Here is a 19,312-nt window from a genome sequence, read left to right on the forward strand (position 1 = left end):
GGGTTTAGAATATGAAAAAAACATTATTCGTTCTTGTCATTCTTTCTCTCTTCGCAGCGGTCGCGCTGCCTGCTGCTTCTTATGCTGCTCCGTCGTTCTCGGATACGAAGGGGCATTGGGCCGCGAAGGATATTCAGACTGCGATAGACCGGGGGTATGTTTCCGGGTATCCGGACGGTACGTTTAAGCCGAACGGTGCAATTACGCGTGCGGAAGCAGCCGGCATGCTTAGTCGGATTACGAAGCTGGTTCCGGCCTCGGCCTCGGAGGCATTCGCCGATCTAGAGAAGCATTGGGCGAAGGATCAGGTGCGCAAGCTGGTTGCGCTGGGCTTCATTGATCCTGCGGATTATCCGAAGGGCTTCGAGCCGAACAAACCGATCACTCGGTTCGAGCTGATGAAATGGATCGCATCCGGACTGGCCAAGTCGGAGGCGGACTTTGCGCAAGCGCTCAAAGACACGAAAGATACCTTGCTCCCGACGCCCGAAAGCTTCAAGGGCGGGATCACTCCGGAACAAGTTCCCTATATTGCATTGGTGCGGGGAACCGGCATCGTCGTCGGTTTCGAGGACGGCACGTTCCGTCCCGCCACGACCACGACGCGGGCTGAAGTCGTCTCTACGCTTCTTCGCTATGAGAAAGTGGAAGGCACGGATGCGAAAAGCTACACCGCGTTGAATGAGCTGCGTGAAGTCGGGCTAACCGGGACGAATATGCTCAGCATTACGAAGTTTAGGTATTTTACTGGTGACAATTATACCGATTTCAAAGGGATTCAAGGCAAGCCTATCTCCGGGAGAAATAAACTAGAGTCTATTGCGATCCATAGGATGATCTTTATCCCTCTGGAAGGCAGTGTTTATTTCGACTTGTATATTTCTCCTTCTATGAAAAGTGAACTGCTAAGAACTAGAGGAGATATCATTGCAGTAATAGAGGAAGTATCCTTTACGTCAAATGTAGACAAGTTGGATACAGATCGCTATATCAAAGAATATGCTGGTGGACTAGTAGCCAGATATAGCCTTCCTTTAGATTTCGCGAAAGAGAAAGGATTCAATACTCTTGTAAAAAAGTACATTCCTGGGGTGGATAATAAAGACTACATAAAGAAGGGAGAGACTGTAATGGTTTGGTTTAATTCCGCAGTAAGTAAAAATACGTTTCATACAATTACAACAGATGACAATACTAAAATGTCCATTTCGGACATGGATTGAGGTTAGTGCATGAAAAAATTTATGAAGCAAGTTAGCATCTTTATAACTTGTCTTTTAATTTTGCAAATTTTTTTTGCGATTATTCCATCCGAAAGAGTTTCTGCAACTGCACCCAAAACGCAAAAAACAATGAAATACGTGCAATCTCAACCAAACGGGTGGGATGGTATTGTCTGGTGGTACCAACTGGATGACGGAAGTTTCAGAGCGGATTTTCCAGATGGTACTCAACCTGTCGTTGCTAAGCAGGGTACAAAAGATCAGCCATACCCTGCAGAGTATACGAAGTCTTTTTCCTTTAAGGGTATCAGCAATTGGGCTGCTGCTGAGTGGCCACCTGGGACTGAGGTAAGTCAAATTTCGAACATTGATGTTCTAAGAGCAGAATGGGATAGCGAACACCCGGATATTACCACCGTTGGAGAACCCAAAAGGGTCGGCAATAAAGAAGTTTTAGTTAATGTTACTTCAGGGGGGAAGATTCCCTCAAACCCTGATAATTACTATCGATATGGCACTAGTGGAACAACAGGTAACCCCAAATTCAAAGCGGGCTACCTGGTTCCCCTACGTCTCGTATGGCAAGGCGAGGTTTATGAAGAGAAAGAAATAGACGTTAATCCGGATTCAACCATTCAAGTCGGGAAAACGAAACAGCTTAACGCCAGCGTCCGGACCAAAGATTTTGGAAAAACCACTTGGGGTTCTTGGAACAGCGTGGCTTCTAGTCCCTCCACAACTTGGGAGACGAGCAACGCTGCGATTGCAACGGTAAGCAACACAGGACTTGTGACGGCAAAATCCGCAGGTACAGTCGTTATTCGTGCCACCTGGAAGAGTGGGGAATATGAGATTTCCGATGCGGCCACGATCACGGTAACAAAGGCGCCGGATCCATGCGTCTCAAACCCAAGCGCTCCCGGTTGCCAACCTGATTCGACCTACTCGGTAACTGGCGACTTTGATATTCTTCCGTCCACCACGATCAAGTGGCGGGATCCCTTCGAATTAAAACCTAAAAACTTTCAGATTCCGTCTGCATGCGTATATCTGTATCATGAATACCGTTTCCAAAAAGACGGCGTGACTTGGACAAGCAATCGTGCTGCGTCGAAGACATCCAATACATCGTTTTCTTACTCGACGTATCCTTCAAACTTAGGTGTTGGGGCTAACTATATAGAAATTCGAATAACGGCCTCTTGCGGCAGCGCCGGCACCATTGACTCTGGTTGGACGGCAGGAAAGTATCTCAATATAACCACGCCAACAGATAACCATCCGCCGCAGTTCAATGCCGGCTTCTTCAAGGAATATAACCGAACAGGCATCGTTCCTGACTATGAAGTTGTTGTGAATAGCTTCGTAAACCTGCGCATCATCAACGACAATACGAAGAACCCGGCTTGGCCTTACGATCCGGACGGAGATCCGATTGAATACACTTGGCTGTTTTCAGACAGCAAAAGTTCCTGGATTCGGAGTTTGCCATCGGAATATGGGGCATGGGAGCATGATGACCGTTTCTATAACTTGAAGGCAACGGAGCTCGGATCTCATAGCGTTAAAGTGATTGCAAGAGATTCGTTTGGCGCGGAATCGAGTAAAACGGTAACGATAAATGTCATCCCCGAAAACCCGATCCCGATCATTAACGGTCCTACGGAGGTAAAAGAAACCCACCCCTTGCCCAAGCCGTTTGACGGCAGCAAGAGTTACAGCCCGATGGGTCGATCGATCAGCGAATACATTTGGCAGAACAAAAAAGACGTGTACACCGCGGCCGGCACGGAGACGATTAAACTGGATGTCGTCGACAGCGCGGGCCTTAAATCACTTGCGCCCGCCGTCCATATCCTTACTGTCATTCCGGACGATCCACCCATCGGCGTGCTCGATGTACCTCCGCTTGGAATCCGTGGCGGAACGTTTGACATCATCAACAAGTCGTACAGTCCCGATGGAGACAAAATCACCAGTCTCATCTATCGGTTTAAGTATGATGCGAACAATAACGGCTTCGCTGATGATGCTTGGCAGAATCGAACTGGCGATGTAACGAAGACCGTGCTTCAACCCACGAAAGTCGGAAAATACTTGTTCGACATTAAAGTATGCGAAGAATACGGCAAGTGCGCCTATGCGTCGGATACGCAGCCGGAAAGCAGCCGCACGTTGGATGTCGTTAACCAAGCGCCGAGTGTATCATTCTTAGTCGAAGGGAAAAACGAAATACCGGAACCGCCGAACAGCAATCCCGGCATTCCGGCCAGCGAAATCATCAGCAAATGGTCCTTATATGAGACGAACAGCACGACAGCTTTAACCAATAAACCGTACATGTGGGTAACCGACAAAGGGAAGCTCATGGCTGGACTCGGGAAAGGCATGGAAAAGCAGTTTCCGTTCTTTCGAGGTTTTTCCTATGGGCCGGGACAAATCCAGAACTATGCCATGTTCCAATCCCTAGAGGACAACGGGTATGGTCCGAATAGTTTGTCTCCGTATCGGGCAATGGCGAGTTACGATCCCACGCGATCGGCTCCGATCGTGGTACCCGTGAAGTCAGGGTACTACACTACCTACACCACGGGCGAAGACTATGACAAGCTTCAACCTGTTAAATTCAGCAATCTTGTTAGAACGAACAATCAATACATTTATTTCGATCAACAGTCTTACGTTGATGACCCCAGACCGGATGCAGATTCTGATGATAACGTGATCGAATATTATATATTCGCCTTAAATAAAAGCAAATTGCCGCCAACCCGACAGGTCTCCGAATGGGAGACGTCGGGGTATTACAATCGTGTCTGGTTGAACTATGAGTGGGATGGACCGAACCCGTACGATTTTATATTAAGAATCCCGCACTACAGCACGTTCGATGTGCCTTACTTTACAGAGACCGATCAATATTATCACAGCGATTGGTACAAGAAGGCGCAAGCAGGAGATTACAGTTACGCAACAGGAAAATCCAAAGCGTACTCGATGCAATTGTACGATTTCGAAGTAACCGGAAGTCGGATCGTCGCCGCTTATGCTGGATGTGTGCCGAAGTACGGTTACTATGAACGTGACAGCGATGGAGACAGTCGTTCGACCTATCCGTGTCCCACGGACGGCGACAAATTGATGCTTCGGATTTGGGATGCCATGACAGGGCAAGAGCTTCCAAGCTCTCTCAGCGTTGGAAATCCTTCAATTAAAAACGCCATCCGTTATCCCGGAATTACGGTGAAAGGCGAAAACATCGAAGTCTATGATGCTGGCTCAATCAATGAGGGCTCCTATAAATACGTTCAATTTGATCGTTCTGGGAAAATCGTTTCTCAGGGGGCAACCCCCTGGCCGGTAATAAATATCAACTATGGATTGAAATATCGTAACTTCTGGGGTCAATTGGTTACACCCGACCCAACACCGTATACGTGTCGTTTTAACAGTTTTTTTGGACAACCTTACAAGGATGACAAGGGGAACACTTACTTTTTAACGTTGCTTTATTGTTCCAATGGAAGCGAATCAGTGAATATCGACTATGATCGATCATTAAACCCGGATTTCCCGCAAAGCGCGTATCTCATTCAGATGAAACCCGACCATACGATCGGAACGATGGCCAAATTGTCGGGGAACCAGCTCTATCGGACACAAGCGGGACCGTATGACTTTCAACCTGAATCAGACCCGCTGGTGGCGATCAATCCGGTTACGAATCAGGCGATCGTTCGAATATTCACGACGAAGTATTGTTCTGGCTGCATGTATCCGCAGGTTGGCTGGAACCAAGATACCGTCAACTTAACGACGGGTGCAGTTACACCGTATGGAGGCTCATCTTTTACGCTGGGCGAATTGGGCGCGAACCTGACCATCGGGCACAACGGCTCTTTCGGGACAGGCTGGGCCTCCAACAGCGCCAGCGGGACATTCGACAAGTTCAACAAACATGCAGGTTATAAGGTCGTAATGGAGAGCACAACGTACTCGTACTCCGATTACAAAACGACAGACTTGCGCTATGGCGAGTACGTGGGGGACGGCATGTGGCTGTCCATCTACAACGGAGATACGCAATGGTCTGGAGGAGGAATGTCACAAGGGTATACGACGATGGACGCCTGGATGTTCCTCGATGTTGGCACGCCAAGCGCCACGCAAACGGTAAAAACGTTCCAGTTCGGTCAATACGTATCTCCGGCTGCTTACACCGATGGAGAATACACAATGACCATAAATATGGATAATCCTACTGAAAATTCGAAAATGGCGGGTTTGTCGTTCCGCATGACGGATCCGCGCAACCGGTACTCCCTTGAAATGGACGGCTCTAAACTGTACCTCTCCAAATACGTAGCAGGGGCGCGGACCGTTCTGGCAAACATTGCTTATCCGTTCCAGCCTAAAACGGATTATGCGTTTAAGGTAGTTGCGCAGGGCAACCGGATCCAAGTGACGTTAAACGGCGTTCCGTATTTCGACGTGACGGATAACCAATTTACTTCGGGCAAGTATGGCCCGTTCTCGGACAAGTCTTATGTGACGTTCTCGAATATCAACGAGAAAGATCTGAACGCGGCCGACGATAGCTGGGTTACGAATTATGCGATTTGGGAAAACGGCGTCGCCCAAGCAGACGTTAGGTACACCAACATGGTGTTCGACGATCCGGAGAAGGATCCGATGGCCGGAAACTACCGGTGGAGCATACAGCACACGCCGAAATTCCTTAACAATCAAGGCCTTTCAGCGTTGCACGGCCAAACCTTAACAAGTCCCGCGCTTAAATTCGATAAAGTAGGCAACTACCGTGTAACCCTAAAGGCCCAAGATGACCCGAATTCCACTTACCCGTACCCAAGCGCGGTATTCGGCGGATATCGAAAGTGGTCAAACGATTACTGGCAGATCGTTACGGTCCATCGCCGGCCGATCGCGCAGTTCACGCTGTCGGTCAATTCAACCGACCATACAGTGTCCTGGAATGATCAAAGTTACGATCCGGATCGATGGCAAAGCTCAACGATGTACGATACGGAAGCAACGGGGGTCGACTATAAAATCTCTAGGGGTGTTTTGGAGCGGAAATATTATTATCAAACGCCAAAAGGGGCAACGGTGAACTCCAAGCTCGTCACCCCAACCGAAGCAGGAACGTACAAAGTCGGTCTCCAAGTGAAGGACGAATACGGGGCATGGAGCTACTGGGCCGAGCAAACAATCGACATTTTGGTGCCGGTTCAGCCGAATCAACCGCCGACGCCCGGATTTACCCTTAGTAAGACATCCTTGTATCGCGGTGACGTGCTTACCATTACGTCTACCGCTTCCGATCAAGAGGACGGACCGGCGGCGAATCTCCCGCATGAGTATTATATCCGGAACAAAAAGGCCGGGGGCGCGGAGACGCTGCAAAGCACGAGCAGAGGAACGTGGACGAAGGCTTTCAACTCGATTGGAGTGATGGAGATCCGCCAGGTCGTTTGCGATTCGAAGGGGCAGTGCGCGCAAGCGATCAAATCCGTGACGGTGCTGAACCGGGCGCCGAATGCGGCCTTCGATTGGTCTCCCGTGCCGGCTTTCGAAGGGGATCCGATTGCCATCTCGAACCGTTCTACCGATCCGGACGGCGACGCATTGACCTCCGTATGGACGGTAAACGGACCGGGCGGATACGCGCAAACCGGCAGTACGAGGGATTTCACGATTCCGGGAGCGCAAACGAGAAACCATCCGGGGTTGTATCAGGTGAAATTGACCGTTCGCGATCCGGACGGCGCGACCGACACCGTCACCCGTACGATCGAAGTCAGGGAATTGGGGATTCAGGGAATGGTGCTGCACACGGACGCTTGGGAACAGAACCGTCTGCGGTACAACGAGAAGCACCCGGACGCTCCCCGTCCCCCGAATTGGTTCTGGGCGGGGGAAGCGTTCCGGCTCGCGGCCGACGTCACGGATACGGGAAGCTCCGCGACGCGTCCGCTATCGGTGGAAGCCGCTGCTTCCGCCGATCTGAAAAAAGTCCTCGAGGCTGTCGGAGCCAGCCGAGTCCGGTGGGAAGGACTGCTGCGGTCGGAGGATGCGGGATTTCCGCTGGACGAGCTTCCGCAAGGGGAGTACACCTTCATGTTCACGGTTGTATACAGCAACGGAACCGTGAAAACATCCAGCGTGACCGTTCGCTTGGTCGACACGGTCCAACAATATGTCCGAGTGCACCGGGTGCAATAACAGGCAGATTATGCCGCCATACGGGCGGTCGGAAATGTTGTCGTTCTCGTTTCCTTCCGCTCGCGGCTTGCCCGGATTTGCGCGATTCCCGCGGCGGTAATCGGCGGCAGAACGTCGAGGGCGACGGCCAGCTCGGCGAAGCGGGCGGCGTCTCCTTGGAGGTACGCCGCGGCCAAGCTGCGGATCAACGTTTTCGACGCCTCGTCTTCCGGTTCGGGAAGCGTGCCGTCCTCCCAGTCGCGCTTCATCCGGGCTAGCGCCTGACGGGCACGGCTCAAGGAGGCTTTAACGGCTCCTTCGGTCGTTCCGAGCCGTTGGGCGGTTTCGGCGCCGGAGAAATCCATGACGTCGCGCAGCAAGAACACGGCTCTCTGGAGCGGGGATAAATGCCGCACCACGGCCGTGAACGCGGCATCCGTTTCCAGCCATGCTTCCGCGGCGTCGATCCCCTTCGTCGAGACGGCATTCCGCAAGCGGGGCAACAGATCTTTGCGGCGGCTGCGGTCGATCCACGTGTTTTTGGCGATCCGCAGCAGGAACGCCTCCGCGTTCGGATGCCCGTCTCCCTGCAGCAAGCCGATCGCTTTCACCCAAGTATCCTGCGCCAAATCCTCCGCGTCCCACCTTGTGCCCGCCAAGGAGCGGCAATATCGGTTAAGAGAGTCTTGCAGGCGCAACACGTCTTCCTCTGCGAAATGGGAAAAGGCCCTGCGGCCCGATTCCGCCGAAATGGTTGTCATATGGCTTCTCTCCTCTGCCGGTCTTGCGGTCGGCGAAAGCCGCCTTCATCGAAGTAAACGATTGAAGAAGGCGGAAAGATACGCTTCGAGTTACTTTTATATTATATCGCCGTGCCCCGTTTCTTTCGACGGTTCCGGATCGTTTACCGTATGCAAGGAACGCGATAAAACGGAGGGATGGTACCATGAGCGTAATTCCTTATGTCGTGGAGCAGACGAATCGCGGGGAGCGGTCGTACGACATTTACTCCCGGCTGCTCAAGGATCGGATCGTGTTTGTCGGAGCCGCCATCGACGACCCGTTGGCCAACAGCGTCGTTGCCCAGCTGCTGTTTCTGGCTTCGGAGGATCCCGACAAGGAGATCCATATGTACATCAACAGTCCAGGCGGATCGACGACGGCAGGGTTCGCGATCTATGACACGATGCAGATCATCAAACCGCCCGTCCATACGATCTGCACGGGAATGGCCGCTTCTTTCGGCTCCTTCCTGCTCCTCTCGGGCGAGAAGGGCAAACGGTTCACGCTGCCGAACAGCGAAATCATGATCCATCAGCCGCACGGCGGGGCCCAAGGGCAAGCGAGCGATATCGAGATCAGCGCGAAGCGGATCCTGCTCGTGAGGGAAAAGATGAACCGGATGATGGCGGAACGGACAGGGCAGCCGTTGGAGCGGATCGAGAAGGATACCGACCGGGATTATTTCATGTCGGCGGAAGAAGCGCTCGAGTACGGGATTATCGACCGGATCGTCACGAAGGTTTGAACAAACGCACAACGGCTAAGGCCCTCGCGGATGCGGGGGCCTTAGCCGTCGGTGCGGAATTTTTTGGAGCGTAGAGTGCCATCAAGCCGGTTTACGCTTCCCGTCCGTTGCCCGCCGTCCATCGAATCACGGCGCCCGATTGGGTCAGCCCCGAGCCGAAGCCGAACAGGGCCACGAGATGCCCGGGCTTCAGCTTGCCCGCGCGAACGGCGGCGTCGAGGGCCAGCGGAATGGAGGCGGCCGAAGTATTCCCGTTCTCGACGACGCTTTCGAGCGCACGCTCCGCGGGGAACTGGAGCCGTTCGCAGATCGCCTCGACGATGCGCATATTCGCGCTGTGGGGAACGAGCCAATCCAGTTCCTCCAGCCGCAGGCCGGCATTCTCCGTCAATTCGCGGATGGCGTCCGGAATGGAGGAGACCGCCCATTTATATACTTCGCGTCCGTTCTGCACCAGTTTACCCTGTCCGGGGAGCGCTTGCCCTTCCCACAGGTTGGATAAGCCGGTCAGATAGACGTGATGGCCTCCGCTGCCTTCCGTGGCGGCGAACGTCGAGAGGAAGGAACCGGTATCCGCCGCTTCCACGAGCAAGGCGCCGGCACCGTCGCCGAACAGGACGCAGGTGGTGCGGTCGGTGTAGTCCGTGATTTTGGTCAGCGTCTCCGCCCCGATGACGAGAATTTTGCGATAGGCTCCCGTAAGGATAAGGCCGTTGGCCATTTGCAGACCCGTAACGAAACCGGCGCATGCCGCGTTCAGATCGACGGCCATCGCCCGGTCCATCCCGAAAGCTTTCTGAACCTGCGAAGCGACGGACGGGAAGGGCATATCCGGCGTCGTGGTGGCCACAATAATCCCATCCGCGTCCGAGACCGACACGCCATACCGTTCGGTTAAATCGCGGACCGCCGCCGTCGCCAAATCGCTGGTGAATTCGTTCTCGCCCGCGCGGTGCCGCTTGCGGATGCCGGTCCGACGTACGATCCACTCGTCATTCGTATCGACCATGCGTTCCAGGTCGGCGTTCGTGATCAAGCCTTGCGGCACGTAACTGCCGATGGCGGTCACCGCAGCCCGGGATTGGAATTTCGCACTCATTCTGGCTCACCCGATTCGTTTTAGTATTAGATATTAGCACCAAGTACTAATTAAATACATCATACTACTTAAGGAAATAAACCGCAAGCGCATAGCGTTATGCCGGGCGGAACATGCTAAAGCTGGCGGATTCAACAAACTGCATTTCCTATAAGGAGGTATTCGGGTGCGCAAAGCTTTGCTAACGACGGCGATCGCGCTGACCGCCGCGCTGGCCGTGTCGGGATGCGTCAACAACAGGACCGGCGAAGTCGGGCAGAAGAACATTCGTCCCAATTCCGTTAACGGATATGACAACCATCGCCTTTCGCTCAACGGAACCCATTCTTACGGCAGTCCGACGTACCGGACCCGTTTCGCGAACGACCAGGGCAACGAACAGAACCGGATGTTGGGCCGCAACCGGATGGGCAACGGGGTCGTCGGCCCTCACGACAATTACCGGCTGGAGTCCAGCCATACCCTCGCGAGCCAGATTTCGGCATTGCCGGAAGTGGACGACGCCTACGTGCTGCTCTCCGACAAAAACGCGTACGTAGGGGTTACGCTTTTCCGGCGTTCGGGCACGTCCACCTACGCGGCGGGCGTCGACAACCGGCTCAGAAGCAAAATCGCCGACAAAGTGAAAGCGGCGGCGCCGGGCGTCCAAAAAGTGTTCGTCTCCTCCCATCCCGAGTTCGTCGAACGGATGCAGACGTACGCCTTGCCGCAAGGTCGTCCCGCGCAGGACTTCCTGGAGGAATTCAACGCCCTGTCGGCGAGAATGTTCCCGGCAAGCAACGTCCGCAACCGCTGACCGCGAGAGCGCCATATCCCGTATACGAAGCAAGCCTCCCGGAACGATCCCAAGGGAATCGTCCGAGAGGCTTTTTCTTTTTGGCGGGGGAATCGTATACGCCCATTTATCCGGCCTATCCGCACCGACGGAAAAACCGCCTCATATGATAAAGTTGACTGTATCCCTATCCCCGATATCGATTCCAGACCGGGCAAGGAGGGGTGACACACGTTGAAAGGCAGCGATCACAAAAGCAAGTTCCTGCTGACGAATCGGGAGCGCGAAGTGTTCGAACTGCTGGTGCAGGACAAAACGACTCGCGACATTGCCCAACAATTGTTTATCAGCGAGAAAACGGTAAGGAACCACATCTCCAATGTCATGCAGAAGCTGAACGTCAAAGGCCGTTCCCAAGCCGTCGTGGAGCTGATCAAGCTCGGCGAGCTCAAGATCTGATCCCATGTTTGTCGATGAACATCGACTCAGGCCTTCTTTGTCGCCGCCGACCGGGGGCGGGGGAGAAGGTTTTTTGAGTTGGGCGGGTGCCGTCGCTATGGCAGTCGAAGCGCGAAGCCGCTTACGTGCGGCTCCTGGCCGCCTGTTTGCGGATTTCGGCGATTTCGGCCGGCTGGGGTTCATGGACGGAGCGATCCAGCTTCTCATGAAGCCTGCCCAGGTGCCACCCGATCCCGATGTTCACCACGGCCAGCGCGGAGAACAGCAGATAATCTCCCCAAGGCTCGGGAAGCAGCAGATCCGCGGCCAGCCATCCGCCCGTCAACGCCGCACCCATCAAAGCGCCTTTCATGGCCTTGGCATATCCCCTCATTCTCTCAACCTCCTCTCGTTTCCCGTCGCATTCCTTCCCTCCTATTTTTATGCCGCCCGGAACCGCGAATATGATCATCGTTTTGGGAATGCTTGTACGCGGTGTCGAAACCGATGGTAAAATAAAAGGAAGAACGCTGCAGAAAGAAGGGGACGGCATGCCGGATCATCACGCGGGGGCGGGGGAAGCCACCAAGCACGAGCAGCTGCTCCGCTATATCCGGGAGCTGGCCGTCGGCACGAAAATATCGGTCCGCCAGATGGCGAAGGATCGGGGCGTGTCGGAAGGGACGGCGTACCGGGCATTGAAGGAGGCCGAGCAACTGGGCCTGATCAGCACGAAGGAGCGGATCGGCACGGTCCGCGTGGACAAGAAGAGGCGCAGCCTTCCCGGCCAGCTCACCTTCGCGGAAGCGCTGGAAATCGTGCAAGGCAGCCTGCTGGGCGGCGAGGAAGGGCTGGAGAAAACGCTGAACAAGTTCGTGATCGGCGCCATGGAGCTGGACGAAATGGCGGGTTACATCGACGCGGGCAGCCTGCTCATCGTGGGAAACCGGGAGAGCGCCCACCGCATCGCGCTGGAACACGGCGCGGGAGTGCTCGTCACGGGCGGCTTCGGCACGAGCGATGACGTGAAGGCGCTGGCCGACGCTCGCCGGCTGCCGATCCTCACGTGCCGGCACGACACGTTCACCGTGGCGTCCATGATCAACCGGGCGATGTTCGACCGCCAGATCCAGCGGAAAATCATGATGATCGCCGACCTCGTCGAGCCTTCCTCGCGAATCGGCGCCCTCAAGCAGTCGGCGACCGTGGCCGACTTCCACCGGCTTAGCGCGGAGACGGGCGGCTCCCGCTTTCCCGTCACGGACGAGTGGAACCGGGTCGTCGGCATGATCACGTCCAAGGACGTGGTCGGCTCCCCGTCGTCGCAGTCGCTGGACAAGCTCATGACCCGCAGGCCGACGACGGTGACGTTGAACACGCCGATCGCCTCGGCGGCGCACCGGATGGTATCGGAGGGGCTCGAGCTGCTGCCGGTCACCGACCGGTACCGGAAGCTGATCGGCACGATCGGGCGCGGCGAGGTGCTGCGCGCGATGCATTACGAGGGGCGGCCCGCTTTTCTCGGAGAGACGTTCGATGCGCTGATGTGGAGCGGGATGACGGAGCGGCGGGACGAGGACGGCCGCCTCCAGTTCACGGGGGCCGCGACCCCGCAGATGTCCGGTCCGCTCGGAACCGTGTCCGAAGGCGTGCTGGCGTCCCTCATGCAGCAGGCGGCTGCGCGCGCGGCTTACGACCTGCGGAGAAGGGAACACGTGCTCGAGAACGTGACGGCGTACTATCTTCGGACGATCCCGGTCGACGCGGTGATGACGGTCCAGCCCCGCGTCATCGAGGCGAGCCGGCGTTTCATCAAGCTGGAGGTCGAAGTGCTGCAGGACGGGGAATTGATCGCCAAGGCGATGATGACTGCCCAGACGATCGATCCGGCTTAAGGCCGGCTCATGCGGCTGAAATGGGAGTGGTTCCGCAGCCCGGCGAACAGATTGAACAGCCCGAGCAGCAGGAAAACGGCGCCGATCACGACGCGCAAGGTGGATCCGCTGAACAGGAACATTTGGATCAGCGCGATGAAGACCAGCATGAGACCCATGCAAACGTTCATGCGGGCGGCGTACAATCCGCGGAGCCGGCCGTCGGCGGAACGGCGGTAGCGGAAGCTGAAGACGACGGAACCGATGCAGCTTAACACGATGAGGGCGCCCAGCACCCATGTAATGGCGTTGACCAACGGACAGCAACTCCCTTTTCCAATGAAATCTGCGAGGATGCTGACCCTGATTGTACCATAAAAACGACGGAAACGCCCTTCCGATGGGCGTTTCCGTCGTTTTATGCGGCCGCGGCGGCCGCGGAATCGTTCCCCGCGATGCTCCGCAGATAAGAGGAGCAGCTGATGCCGAAGTAAATGGCTTGCAAGAGCACATACGCGACAAACACGTGCGACGAGACGGCGAACACGGATTGCCCCAAAATGTTGCTCAAAGCGTACATGGCGAACAAGGCGTGCGCGATGCCGACGGCGCAAGGGACGAAGAACAGGATGCCGACCTGCGCCATGACGACCCGGCGGATTTCGGCCGCGGTCATACCGATTTTCACCAACGCGCGGAACTGGGCCCGATCGTCCTGCAGCTCCGTGAACAGCTTGAAATAGAGCATGCTGCCGGAGGCGACGAAGAACAACAGCGTGATGAACAGTCCGATGAAAAACGTCAGCGCCATGCTCTGTTTCGTTTCCGAGTAATACGCGACCCGTTTGGTCTGCGCTTGTTCCTTGGCCGCGGGCGACATCGCTTTCTCGATTTTCTCCGCGGTGGCCAGACTGTTCTCCCAATCCTTCCACTCGAACCCGTAGGCGGTCAAACGCTGAGACGGCGCGGCATCGGCGGACAGCTTGGCGTAATCCGCGTCGCTGAGCACGATCAAATATTCGGCCGACGAGACGGGACTGACGACGGAGCCCGCCCGAACGTCCGCTATGGATAAATCGGCCTTCCGCCCGCCTACGTCCGCTTCCATTTTGGATCCCGTATAGTCGAGGTACGGCAGCATTTCCCGATAGGGAAGAATGACGGCGGCGCTTCCTTCCGTTAATGCGACAGGCGGTTGCCCAAACCGGGAAGCCGCGGCGTTGTACCCCGAAGCCGGCACGGCCATCGCCCCGTCGCCGTCAAGCTGCCGGGCCTTCCCGCCGTCATCCGGCCGAAACGCGACGCGGCTGGCGAGCAGGCCGGACAATTCCAATTCCCGCGTCAGCTCTTTGCCGTCTTCCTTCAAAATCCGCCGGATGACGTCCGGATCCGCGACTTCATGCGCCGAACTGTCTCCATGCTCGATATACCCGACGGTATACGGCATATGCTCCAGAAGCTGGTCCCGCTGCACTTTCTGAAACGAGTAAACGGTGCCCGACGCGGTAAGCAGAACCGCGCCGAGAATCGACACGCTGAACAGCACGCGCGCGTTGTCTTTCATTTTGAACGCCATCTGCGAAACGATCAGCATGCGGGTGCGGCGATAATACAAGGATTTGCGCCGCTGCAGGAAACGGATGGCCGCGAGGCTGCCCTGGGTGAACAGGAAGTAAGTCCCGATCACGGTCAATCCGACGACCGGCAGCATGAACATCAGGAACGTATAGACCGACATGCCGGCCGCCAAGCCGTATCCGCCTCCCAGACAGAGGACGCAGAGGATGGCGAGCCAGCGGGAATGCTTCGGTTCGGGTTTCGGTTTATGGGCATCCTTCAGCAGGTCGACGATTTCGGTCCGGCCCGTTCTCCGCATCGTCAGCAGCGAGATGGCCATGAACAGGGCGAAAAACCCGGCTCCGGTAAGCGCGACAGCCTTCCCCGGGACGGCGAACGGAATCGGCGTTTCGGAGTCCAGCAATACGGCGAGCGCCATGAAGAACAGCTTGCTGAACAGCAGGCCGAGCCCGATGCCGGCCGCGATCGCCAGCAGCGCGAGGAACGCGCTCTCGTACAGCACCATTTTGCGGATTTGGCCGCGGGTCATGCCGAACAGCGAGAACAGCCCGAATTCCTTCTTCCGCGTCTTCATGAACGCCGAGTGGGAGTACAGCACGAAGAAGAACGAGAAGATCGCGATCAGGATCTCGCAGATCCGCATGCCCTGCCGCACCTGCCCGGCCGCGTATATATAGCCGCTGGTCACGCCCGGGTGGTAGAGGAACGCGGCGTACAGGTAGAACACGAGAACCGAGAAAACGCTGCTCAGGAAAAAGGCGGCGTACGCGCGGCGATTGCCCCGGATATTGCTAAGCGCGAGCGAACGGAACGTCATCGAAATTCCCTCCCAGCACGCTGAGCGCGTCCAAAATGTGCTGGAAGAACGTCTGCCGGTTCGCGCCGCGCCGGATTTCCGAGTACATCCTTCCGTCCTTGATGAAGAGAACCCGCTTGCAGTAGCTGGCCGAGAACGGGTCGTGCGTGACCATCAGCACCGTCGCGCCCAGCCGCCCGTTCAAGTCGGCGAGCGCCTCCATGACGTCCTTCGCCGATTTGGAGTCGAGGTTGCCCGTCAGTTCGTCCGCCAGCAGCAGCGAAGGCTGGTGGATGATCGCCCGGGCGATCGCCGCCCGCTGCTTCTGCCCGCCGGACACCTCGTACACCCGCTTGGACAGAATGCCGGCAATGCCGAGCATTTCCGCGATCGGGCGCAGCTTGCGCTCGATCTCCTTAGGCGCGGTCCCTTCGAGCACGAGCGGCAAAATGATGTTTTCCTGAATGGACAGCGTGTCCAGCAGGTTGAAATCCTGGAACACGAAGCCGAGCTGCCTTCTGCGGAACAGGGCGATCTCCCGCTCGCCCAGGCGCGCCGGGTTCGTGCCCCCGATCTCGATCGTGCCGGACGTCGGCTTGTCGATCGTCGCGAGCAGGTTGAGCAGCGTCGTCTTGCCGCTCCCGGACGGCCCCATGATGCCGACGAACTCGCCGGCTTCCACCTGAAGATCGATATGCTCCAGCGCGGTATACGTGACGTTGCCCTTCGAACCGTAAATTTTGCTGAGTCCTTCCGTGCGAAGGATGGCCATGCGGAACTTCCTCCCGTCGATGCGATGTCGTTGAACCGTTATGCCTAGTATACCGGGGTCGCCGGGAGGGTCCCATCGATTTTCCTTTCAAACGGCCGGCGGAAACCTTACGTTTTCGTCACCTTCGGGCAGTGCTTCCGGAGGCGGTCAAATGCGGTGAATGCCCGCAGGCCGGAACTCGACCGTCAAGGTCGTTCCTTCCCCCGGAGCCGATTCGGCGGTCAGCCGGTGTCCGAGCTTAAGGCAGACTTGCTTGGCCAAATACAGGCCCATGCCCGTGGATTCCTCCGTGATCCTGCCATTGTCGCCGGTGAAGAAAGGATCGAAGACGCGCGGAAGGTCGTGCGGCGGAATGCCGACGCCTTGGTCCCGCACTTTCAGCGTCACGCCGCCTTCCGCGGCAGGTTCGATCCGGATCAGCAGCTTTTTGGCTCCTTCCGCCGGTTTCGAATACTTGATCGCATTCCCGACCAATTGGTGCAGGACGAAGCCCAGCCATTTCGGGTCGGTCTCGACCGAAGCCTCGCCCTCCAGGCGGGGAAACACGGAATGGCGGATGCACAGGCTCTTGTAATCGTTCAGAACATCCCTCGCCAGCTCGTGCAGGGCGGTAAGCCGGACGTGCACGTCGATCTCGAACTTGTCCAAACGGGCGGCGTGCAGCATCATGTCGAGTCCCCGCCGCATCCGCTCGGTTTCCTCCAGGATGCTTCGGCCGCGCTCCTCCTCGGCGAACCCGCCTCCTTCGCCCGGCCTCGCCGATTCCTGCGCCAGCAAGTCGATGACGGACAGCGGCGTTTTCATCTGGTGCACCCATCGCATCGTAAAATGGTGGCGGATGTCCTGCTCCCTCCGGATCCGGTTCAGCTCGTTCCGATAGGCTTCGTGCAGGCCTTCCACGAGGCGGACGACCGCTTCCTGCTCGCGGGAGGAAGCCGTCCGCAGCGCGAGCGGGGCGTCCAGATCGGGCAGCCGGGCTGCCGCGGCGTTCAGTTCAAGGTAGTAGGGCTTCTTGCGGTAATAGTCCACGGCCAGCCACGCGCCCAAGACGAACAAGGCAAGCAGAAGCAGGTAAAACAAACTTCCGGCCGACAGCCTTCCCGTCTGCCGGACATCGAGATCAACCACGGCGGCCAGCAGCAACACGCCGGCGAATAGGGCGATCGCGTAGGACAGCCTGTCCCGCAAAAAATCGCCCCAACCGTACTTCGGAGGGCGCCGGGATTCGGAGGAGGGCTCGCGGTTCATGGGCGGTCCTCCTTCGGGTTCGGGTTCGGGTGCGGCGGAGCGTCCGCTTCGGGCGGCAACAAGCGGTAGCCTTGGCCCCGTACGGTCAGCAGGACGCCGGGAAGCCCGAGGTCCTCCAGCTTTTTGCGCAAGCGGGTCACGTTGACGGTGAGCGTGTTGTCGTCCACGAATTCGGCGTCGTCCCACAGCGATTCCAGCAGCCGCTCGCGGGAAACGACCCGGCCCGCGGAACGGATCAGCGCGTCCGCCAGCTTCCGCTCGTTGGGAGTCAGCATCGTCCGATTCGCGCGATAGGCCAGTTCGCTTCGCCCGAGATCCAGGACCAGGCTTCCGGCAGCCATCGTTCCGGACGCGATGGACGGCTGTTCGGCGGAGGCCGCCGCGTATTCGCCGTAAGCCCGGCGCAGGGCGGCGCGGATTTTGGCCATCAGCAGGTCGACGGGGATCGGTTTCGCGACGTAATCGTCTCCCCCGTTTTCGATGGCCATGACCTGATCCATTTCGCCCGAACGGGCCGAAAGGAAGAGAATCGGGGCGCTCGAGCGAAGCCGGATTTGCCTGCACCAATAGTAACCGTCGAAATAGGGCAGGTGGATGTCCAGCAGCGTCAGATGAGGGGCATAAGCCTCGAATTCTCCCGCTACGTTCCGGAAATCCGTCACGGCACGGGCCTCGAAGCCGTATTTTTCCATATTGGATTTCAGAATCGCGGCGATTTTCGGATCGTCTTCCACGATCAGGATGCGGTACATGAGCCGGGCCTCCCAGGCGGTGTCGTCAAAAAAGAGGTTCGAGGATCAACCTCTCCCCGTTCTAGTTTGGCACGAAACGCCCCGGGCCTCAAGGCCGCAGATGCACCTTGGCCTGCACCCATACCTGCAGCACGCCGTCCGCCACGAGGATGGTGGAAATCCGAACCTCGTAATCGTTATCCCCGATGCCGGAATAGATTTTGTTTTCGAAAAGGCTGCGGGCGAATTGGGCATCCTTGCCGATGTTGTAGACGCGCCGTCCGCGAAATCCCGTGAGATCGTCCCGGATCCGCTTTTTGAGCTCCCGTTCGGTTACCGCGTCGAGCGGCGTCTTGCCCGCCGGTTCTTCCACGAAAACGAGGATGCTTTGAATGATGCTGCCTTTTTCCGAATCGTTCTGCATCCGGCTCAGTTCTTCCTGGTAGTTGTCGATCTGTTCCTTGAGCTCGATGTTGCGCAGGATGACCTGGTTCATCTGCTCGTTCGCCAGGCCGCTCCAGACCGCGGCGCCGACCACCATGCCGCAGACGAAGAACGCGCCCGCCGCGGAAATCCGCTGGAACCGCTCGAAGGACGGCACCCGCATGCCGGGTCACCTCCCGCTGCGGCACATCCACTGGACCAATTCCGTCCCCATATGGGCGCCGAGAAAGGCGAACAGGATATAGCCGACTTGCCGGACGGCGAGCGAGAGATTCCCCTCCACCACGCCCGACTCGATGACGCGTATCGGATCGATCGTGCCCCCGACGGCCGCGACGAGCGCCCATATTTTCAAATGGGATGCGACCTTCAGCATTTCCACCCGAGGCGGCGTCCACAGGAAAACGGAACCCAAGCCCGCCAGCAGCGCCCCGCCCATGACGACCCCGAACGCGATGAAGAAGCAGAAAGCCGCCCGCGTATAAATCTCGTTCATGTACATCCCTCCATCATTTGAAGGAGACAAACGCTCACCACTTATTTGTATGGGACGAGTCGCGCTTCAAATACCGAACATATGTGCT

At 56.9% G+C, this 19,312-nt stretch carries 16 protein-coding genes; 6 read left to right on the top strand and 10 right to left on the bottom strand.

The window, feature by feature from the left end; translation table 11 throughout:
* The first annotated feature begins 11 nt into the window (after positions 1-11).
* Both PTZ19_RS10165 and PTZ19_RS10170 read left to right on the top strand, forming a co-directional pair.
* The gene (locus tag PTZ19_RS10165) at positions 12-1,223 is read left to right on the top strand and encodes an S-layer homology domain-containing protein (RefSeq protein ID WP_276354157.1); all 1,212 of its coding nucleotides are present in this window, start codon (positions 12-14) and stop codon (positions 1,221-1,223) included.
* 9 nt (positions 1,224-1,232) lie between these two features.
* Positions 1,233-7,466: an Ig-like domain-containing protein gene (locus tag PTZ19_RS10170; protein WP_276354158.1), complete on the top strand. Its 6,234-nt coding sequence runs from the start codon at positions 1,233-1,235 to the stop codon at positions 7,464-7,466.
* A gap of 8 nt (positions 7,467-7,474) precedes the next feature.
* Here PTZ19_RS10170 and PTZ19_RS10175 read toward each other — a convergent pair whose 3' ends face one another.
* Positions 7,475-8,206, bottom strand: a complete 732-nt coding sequence (locus PTZ19_RS10175) for an RNA polymerase sigma factor (RefSeq protein ID WP_276354159.1) — start codon at positions 8,204-8,206, stop codon at positions 7,475-7,477.
* A gap of 185 nt (positions 8,207-8,391) precedes the next feature.
* Here PTZ19_RS10175 and clpP point away from each other — a divergent pair, with 185 nt between their 5' ends.
* Complete coding sequence (gene clpP / locus PTZ19_RS10180) at positions 8,392-8,973, top strand: ATP-dependent Clp endopeptidase proteolytic subunit ClpP (RefSeq protein ID WP_276354161.1); 582 nt, start codon at positions 8,392-8,394, stop codon at positions 8,971-8,973.
* A gap of 91 nt (positions 8,974-9,064) precedes the next feature.
* Here the strand turns inward: clpP and PTZ19_RS10185 are convergent, their stop codons facing one another.
* Positions 9,065-10,072 carry a ketoacyl-ACP synthase III gene (locus PTZ19_RS10185; RefSeq protein WP_276354162.1) on the bottom strand — a complete coding sequence of 336 codons (1,008 nt, stop codon included), beginning with the start codon at positions 10,070-10,072 and terminating at the stop codon, positions 9,065-9,067.
* Between the two features lie 166 nt (positions 10,073-10,238).
* Here PTZ19_RS10185 and PTZ19_RS10190 point away from each other — a divergent pair, with 166 nt between their 5' ends.
* Together PTZ19_RS10190 and PTZ19_RS10195 are read left to right on the top strand one after the other, a co-directional pair.
* Positions 10,239-10,868, top strand: a complete 630-nt coding sequence (locus tag PTZ19_RS10190; protein WP_276354163.1) for a YhcN/YlaJ family sporulation lipoprotein — start codon at positions 10,239-10,241, stop codon at positions 10,866-10,868.
* A 213-nt stretch (positions 10,869-11,081) separates the two neighbouring features.
* Positions 11,082-11,306 carry a helix-turn-helix domain-containing protein gene (locus PTZ19_RS10195; protein WP_019422432.1) on the top strand — a complete coding sequence of 75 codons (225 nt, stop codon included), beginning with the start codon at positions 11,082-11,084 and terminating at the stop codon, positions 11,304-11,306.
* Positions 11,307-11,427: 121 nt separating this feature from the next.
* Here the strand turns inward: PTZ19_RS10195 and PTZ19_RS10200 are convergent, their stop codons facing one another.
* Complete coding sequence (locus PTZ19_RS10200; RefSeq protein WP_276354164.1) at positions 11,428-11,679, bottom strand: hypothetical protein; 252 nt, start codon at positions 11,677-11,679, stop codon at positions 11,428-11,430.
* A gap of 157 nt (positions 11,680-11,836) precedes the next feature.
* Here PTZ19_RS10200 and PTZ19_RS10205 point away from each other — a divergent pair, with 157 nt between their 5' ends.
* On the top strand, positions 11,837-13,180 hold the full coding sequence (locus PTZ19_RS10205) for a DRTGG domain-containing protein (protein ID WP_276354166.1): 1,344 nt from the start codon (positions 11,837-11,839) through the stop codon (positions 13,178-13,180).
* On the opposite strand, the gene PTZ19_RS10210 is transcribed toward PTZ19_RS10205, so the two are convergent.
* From PTZ19_RS10210 to PTZ19_RS10240, 7 genes are all read right to left on the bottom strand, one after another.
* Positions 13,177-13,476 (bottom strand): YtpI family protein, encoded by a 300-nt coding sequence (locus tag PTZ19_RS10210; protein ID WP_276354168.1) that lies wholly within the window; start codon positions 13,474-13,476, stop codon positions 13,177-13,179. The genes PTZ19_RS10205 and PTZ19_RS10210 overlap by 4 nt on opposite strands.
* Before the next feature lie 101 nt (positions 13,477-13,577).
* Positions 13,578-15,554 carry an FtsX-like permease family protein gene (locus PTZ19_RS10215; RefSeq protein WP_276354170.1) on the bottom strand — a complete coding sequence of 659 codons (1,977 nt, stop codon included), beginning with the start codon at positions 15,552-15,554 and terminating at the stop codon, positions 13,578-13,580.
* Positions 15,529-16,305: an ABC transporter ATP-binding protein gene (locus PTZ19_RS10220; protein ID WP_276354171.1), complete on the bottom strand. Its 777-nt coding sequence runs from the start codon at positions 16,303-16,305 to the stop codon at positions 15,529-15,531. Before PTZ19_RS10220 ends, PTZ19_RS10215 begins: the two co-directional genes overlap by 26 nt.
* Positions 16,306-16,452: 147 nt before the next feature.
* A complete protein-coding gene (locus PTZ19_RS10225; protein ID WP_276354174.1) occupies positions 16,453-17,553 on the bottom strand; it encodes a sensor histidine kinase in 1,101 nt (366 codons plus the stop codon).
* Entirely contained in the window at positions 17,550-18,305 is a 756-nt protein-coding gene (locus PTZ19_RS10230; protein WP_276354175.1) for a response regulator transcription factor, read from the bottom strand. The genes PTZ19_RS10225 and PTZ19_RS10230 overlap by 4 nt, the downstream gene beginning before the upstream one ends.
* Before the next feature lie 88 nt (positions 18,306-18,393).
* Positions 18,394-18,891: a sporulation membrane protein YtrI gene (locus tag PTZ19_RS10235; protein WP_276354176.1), complete on the bottom strand. Its 498-nt coding sequence runs from the start codon at positions 18,889-18,891 to the stop codon at positions 18,394-18,396.
* 6 nt (positions 18,892-18,897) lie between these two features.
* Positions 18,898-19,224 carry a YtrH family sporulation protein gene (locus tag PTZ19_RS10240; RefSeq protein WP_276354177.1) on the bottom strand — a complete coding sequence of 109 codons (327 nt, stop codon included), beginning with the start codon at positions 19,222-19,224 and terminating at the stop codon, positions 18,898-18,900.
* Positions 19,225-19,312: the final 88 nt, after the last annotated feature.

It is taken from the genome of Cohnella caldifontis, assembly GCF_029360585.1.
Lineage (GTDB): Bacteria > Bacillota > Bacilli > Paenibacillales > Paenibacillaceae > Cohnella > Cohnella caldifontis.

What these genes read in the sequence shown, in the direction of transcription:
- PTZ19_RS10165 (WP_276354157.1), top strand. Translation starts at nt 12, where the DNA reads ATGAAAAAAACATTATTCGTTCTTGTCATTCTTTCTCTCTTCGCAGCG.
- PTZ19_RS10170 (WP_276354158.1), top strand. Translation starts at nt 1,233, where the DNA reads ATGAAAAAATTTATGAAGCAAGTTAGCATCTTTATAACTTGTCTTTTA.
- PTZ19_RS10175 (WP_276354159.1), bottom strand. Translation starts at nt 8,206, where the DNA reads ATGACAACCATTTCGGCGGAATCGGGCCGCAGGGCCTTTTCCCATTTC.
- clpP (WP_276354161.1), top strand. Translation starts at nt 8,392, where the DNA reads ATGAGCGTAATTCCTTATGTCGTGGAGCAGACGAATCGCGGGGAGCGG.
- PTZ19_RS10185 (WP_276354162.1), bottom strand. Translation starts at nt 10,072, where the DNA reads ATGAGTGCGAAATTCCAATCCCGGGCTGCGGTGACCGCCATCGGCAGT.
- PTZ19_RS10200 (WP_276354164.1), bottom strand. Translation starts at nt 11,679, where the DNA reads ATGAGGGGATATGCCAAGGCCATGAAAGGCGCTTTGATGGGTGCGGCG.
- PTZ19_RS10205 (WP_276354166.1), top strand. Translation starts at nt 11,837, where the DNA reads ATGCCGGATCATCACGCGGGGGCGGGGGAAGCCACCAAGCACGAGCAG.
- PTZ19_RS10215 (WP_276354170.1), bottom strand. Translation starts at nt 15,554, where the DNA reads ATGACGTTCCGTTCGCTCGCGCTTAGCAATATCCGGGGCAATCGCCGC.
- PTZ19_RS10220 (WP_276354171.1), bottom strand. Translation starts at nt 16,305, where the DNA reads ATGGCCATCCTTCGCACGGAAGGACTCAGCAAAATTTACGGTTCGAAG.
- PTZ19_RS10225 (WP_276354174.1), bottom strand. Translation starts at nt 17,553, where the DNA reads ATGAACCGCGAGCCCTCCTCCGAATCCCGGCGCCCTCCGAAGTACGGT.
- PTZ19_RS10230 (WP_276354175.1), bottom strand. Translation starts at nt 18,305, where the DNA reads ATGTACCGCATCCTGATCGTGGAAGACGATCCGAAAATCGCCGCGATT.
- PTZ19_RS10235 (WP_276354176.1), bottom strand. Translation starts at nt 18,891, where the DNA reads ATGCGGGTGCCGTCCTTCGAGCGGTTCCAGCGGATTTCCGCGGCGGGC.
- PTZ19_RS10240 (WP_276354177.1), bottom strand. Translation starts at nt 19,224, where the DNA reads ATGAACGAGATTTATACGCGGGCGGCTTTCTGCTTCTTCATCGCGTTC.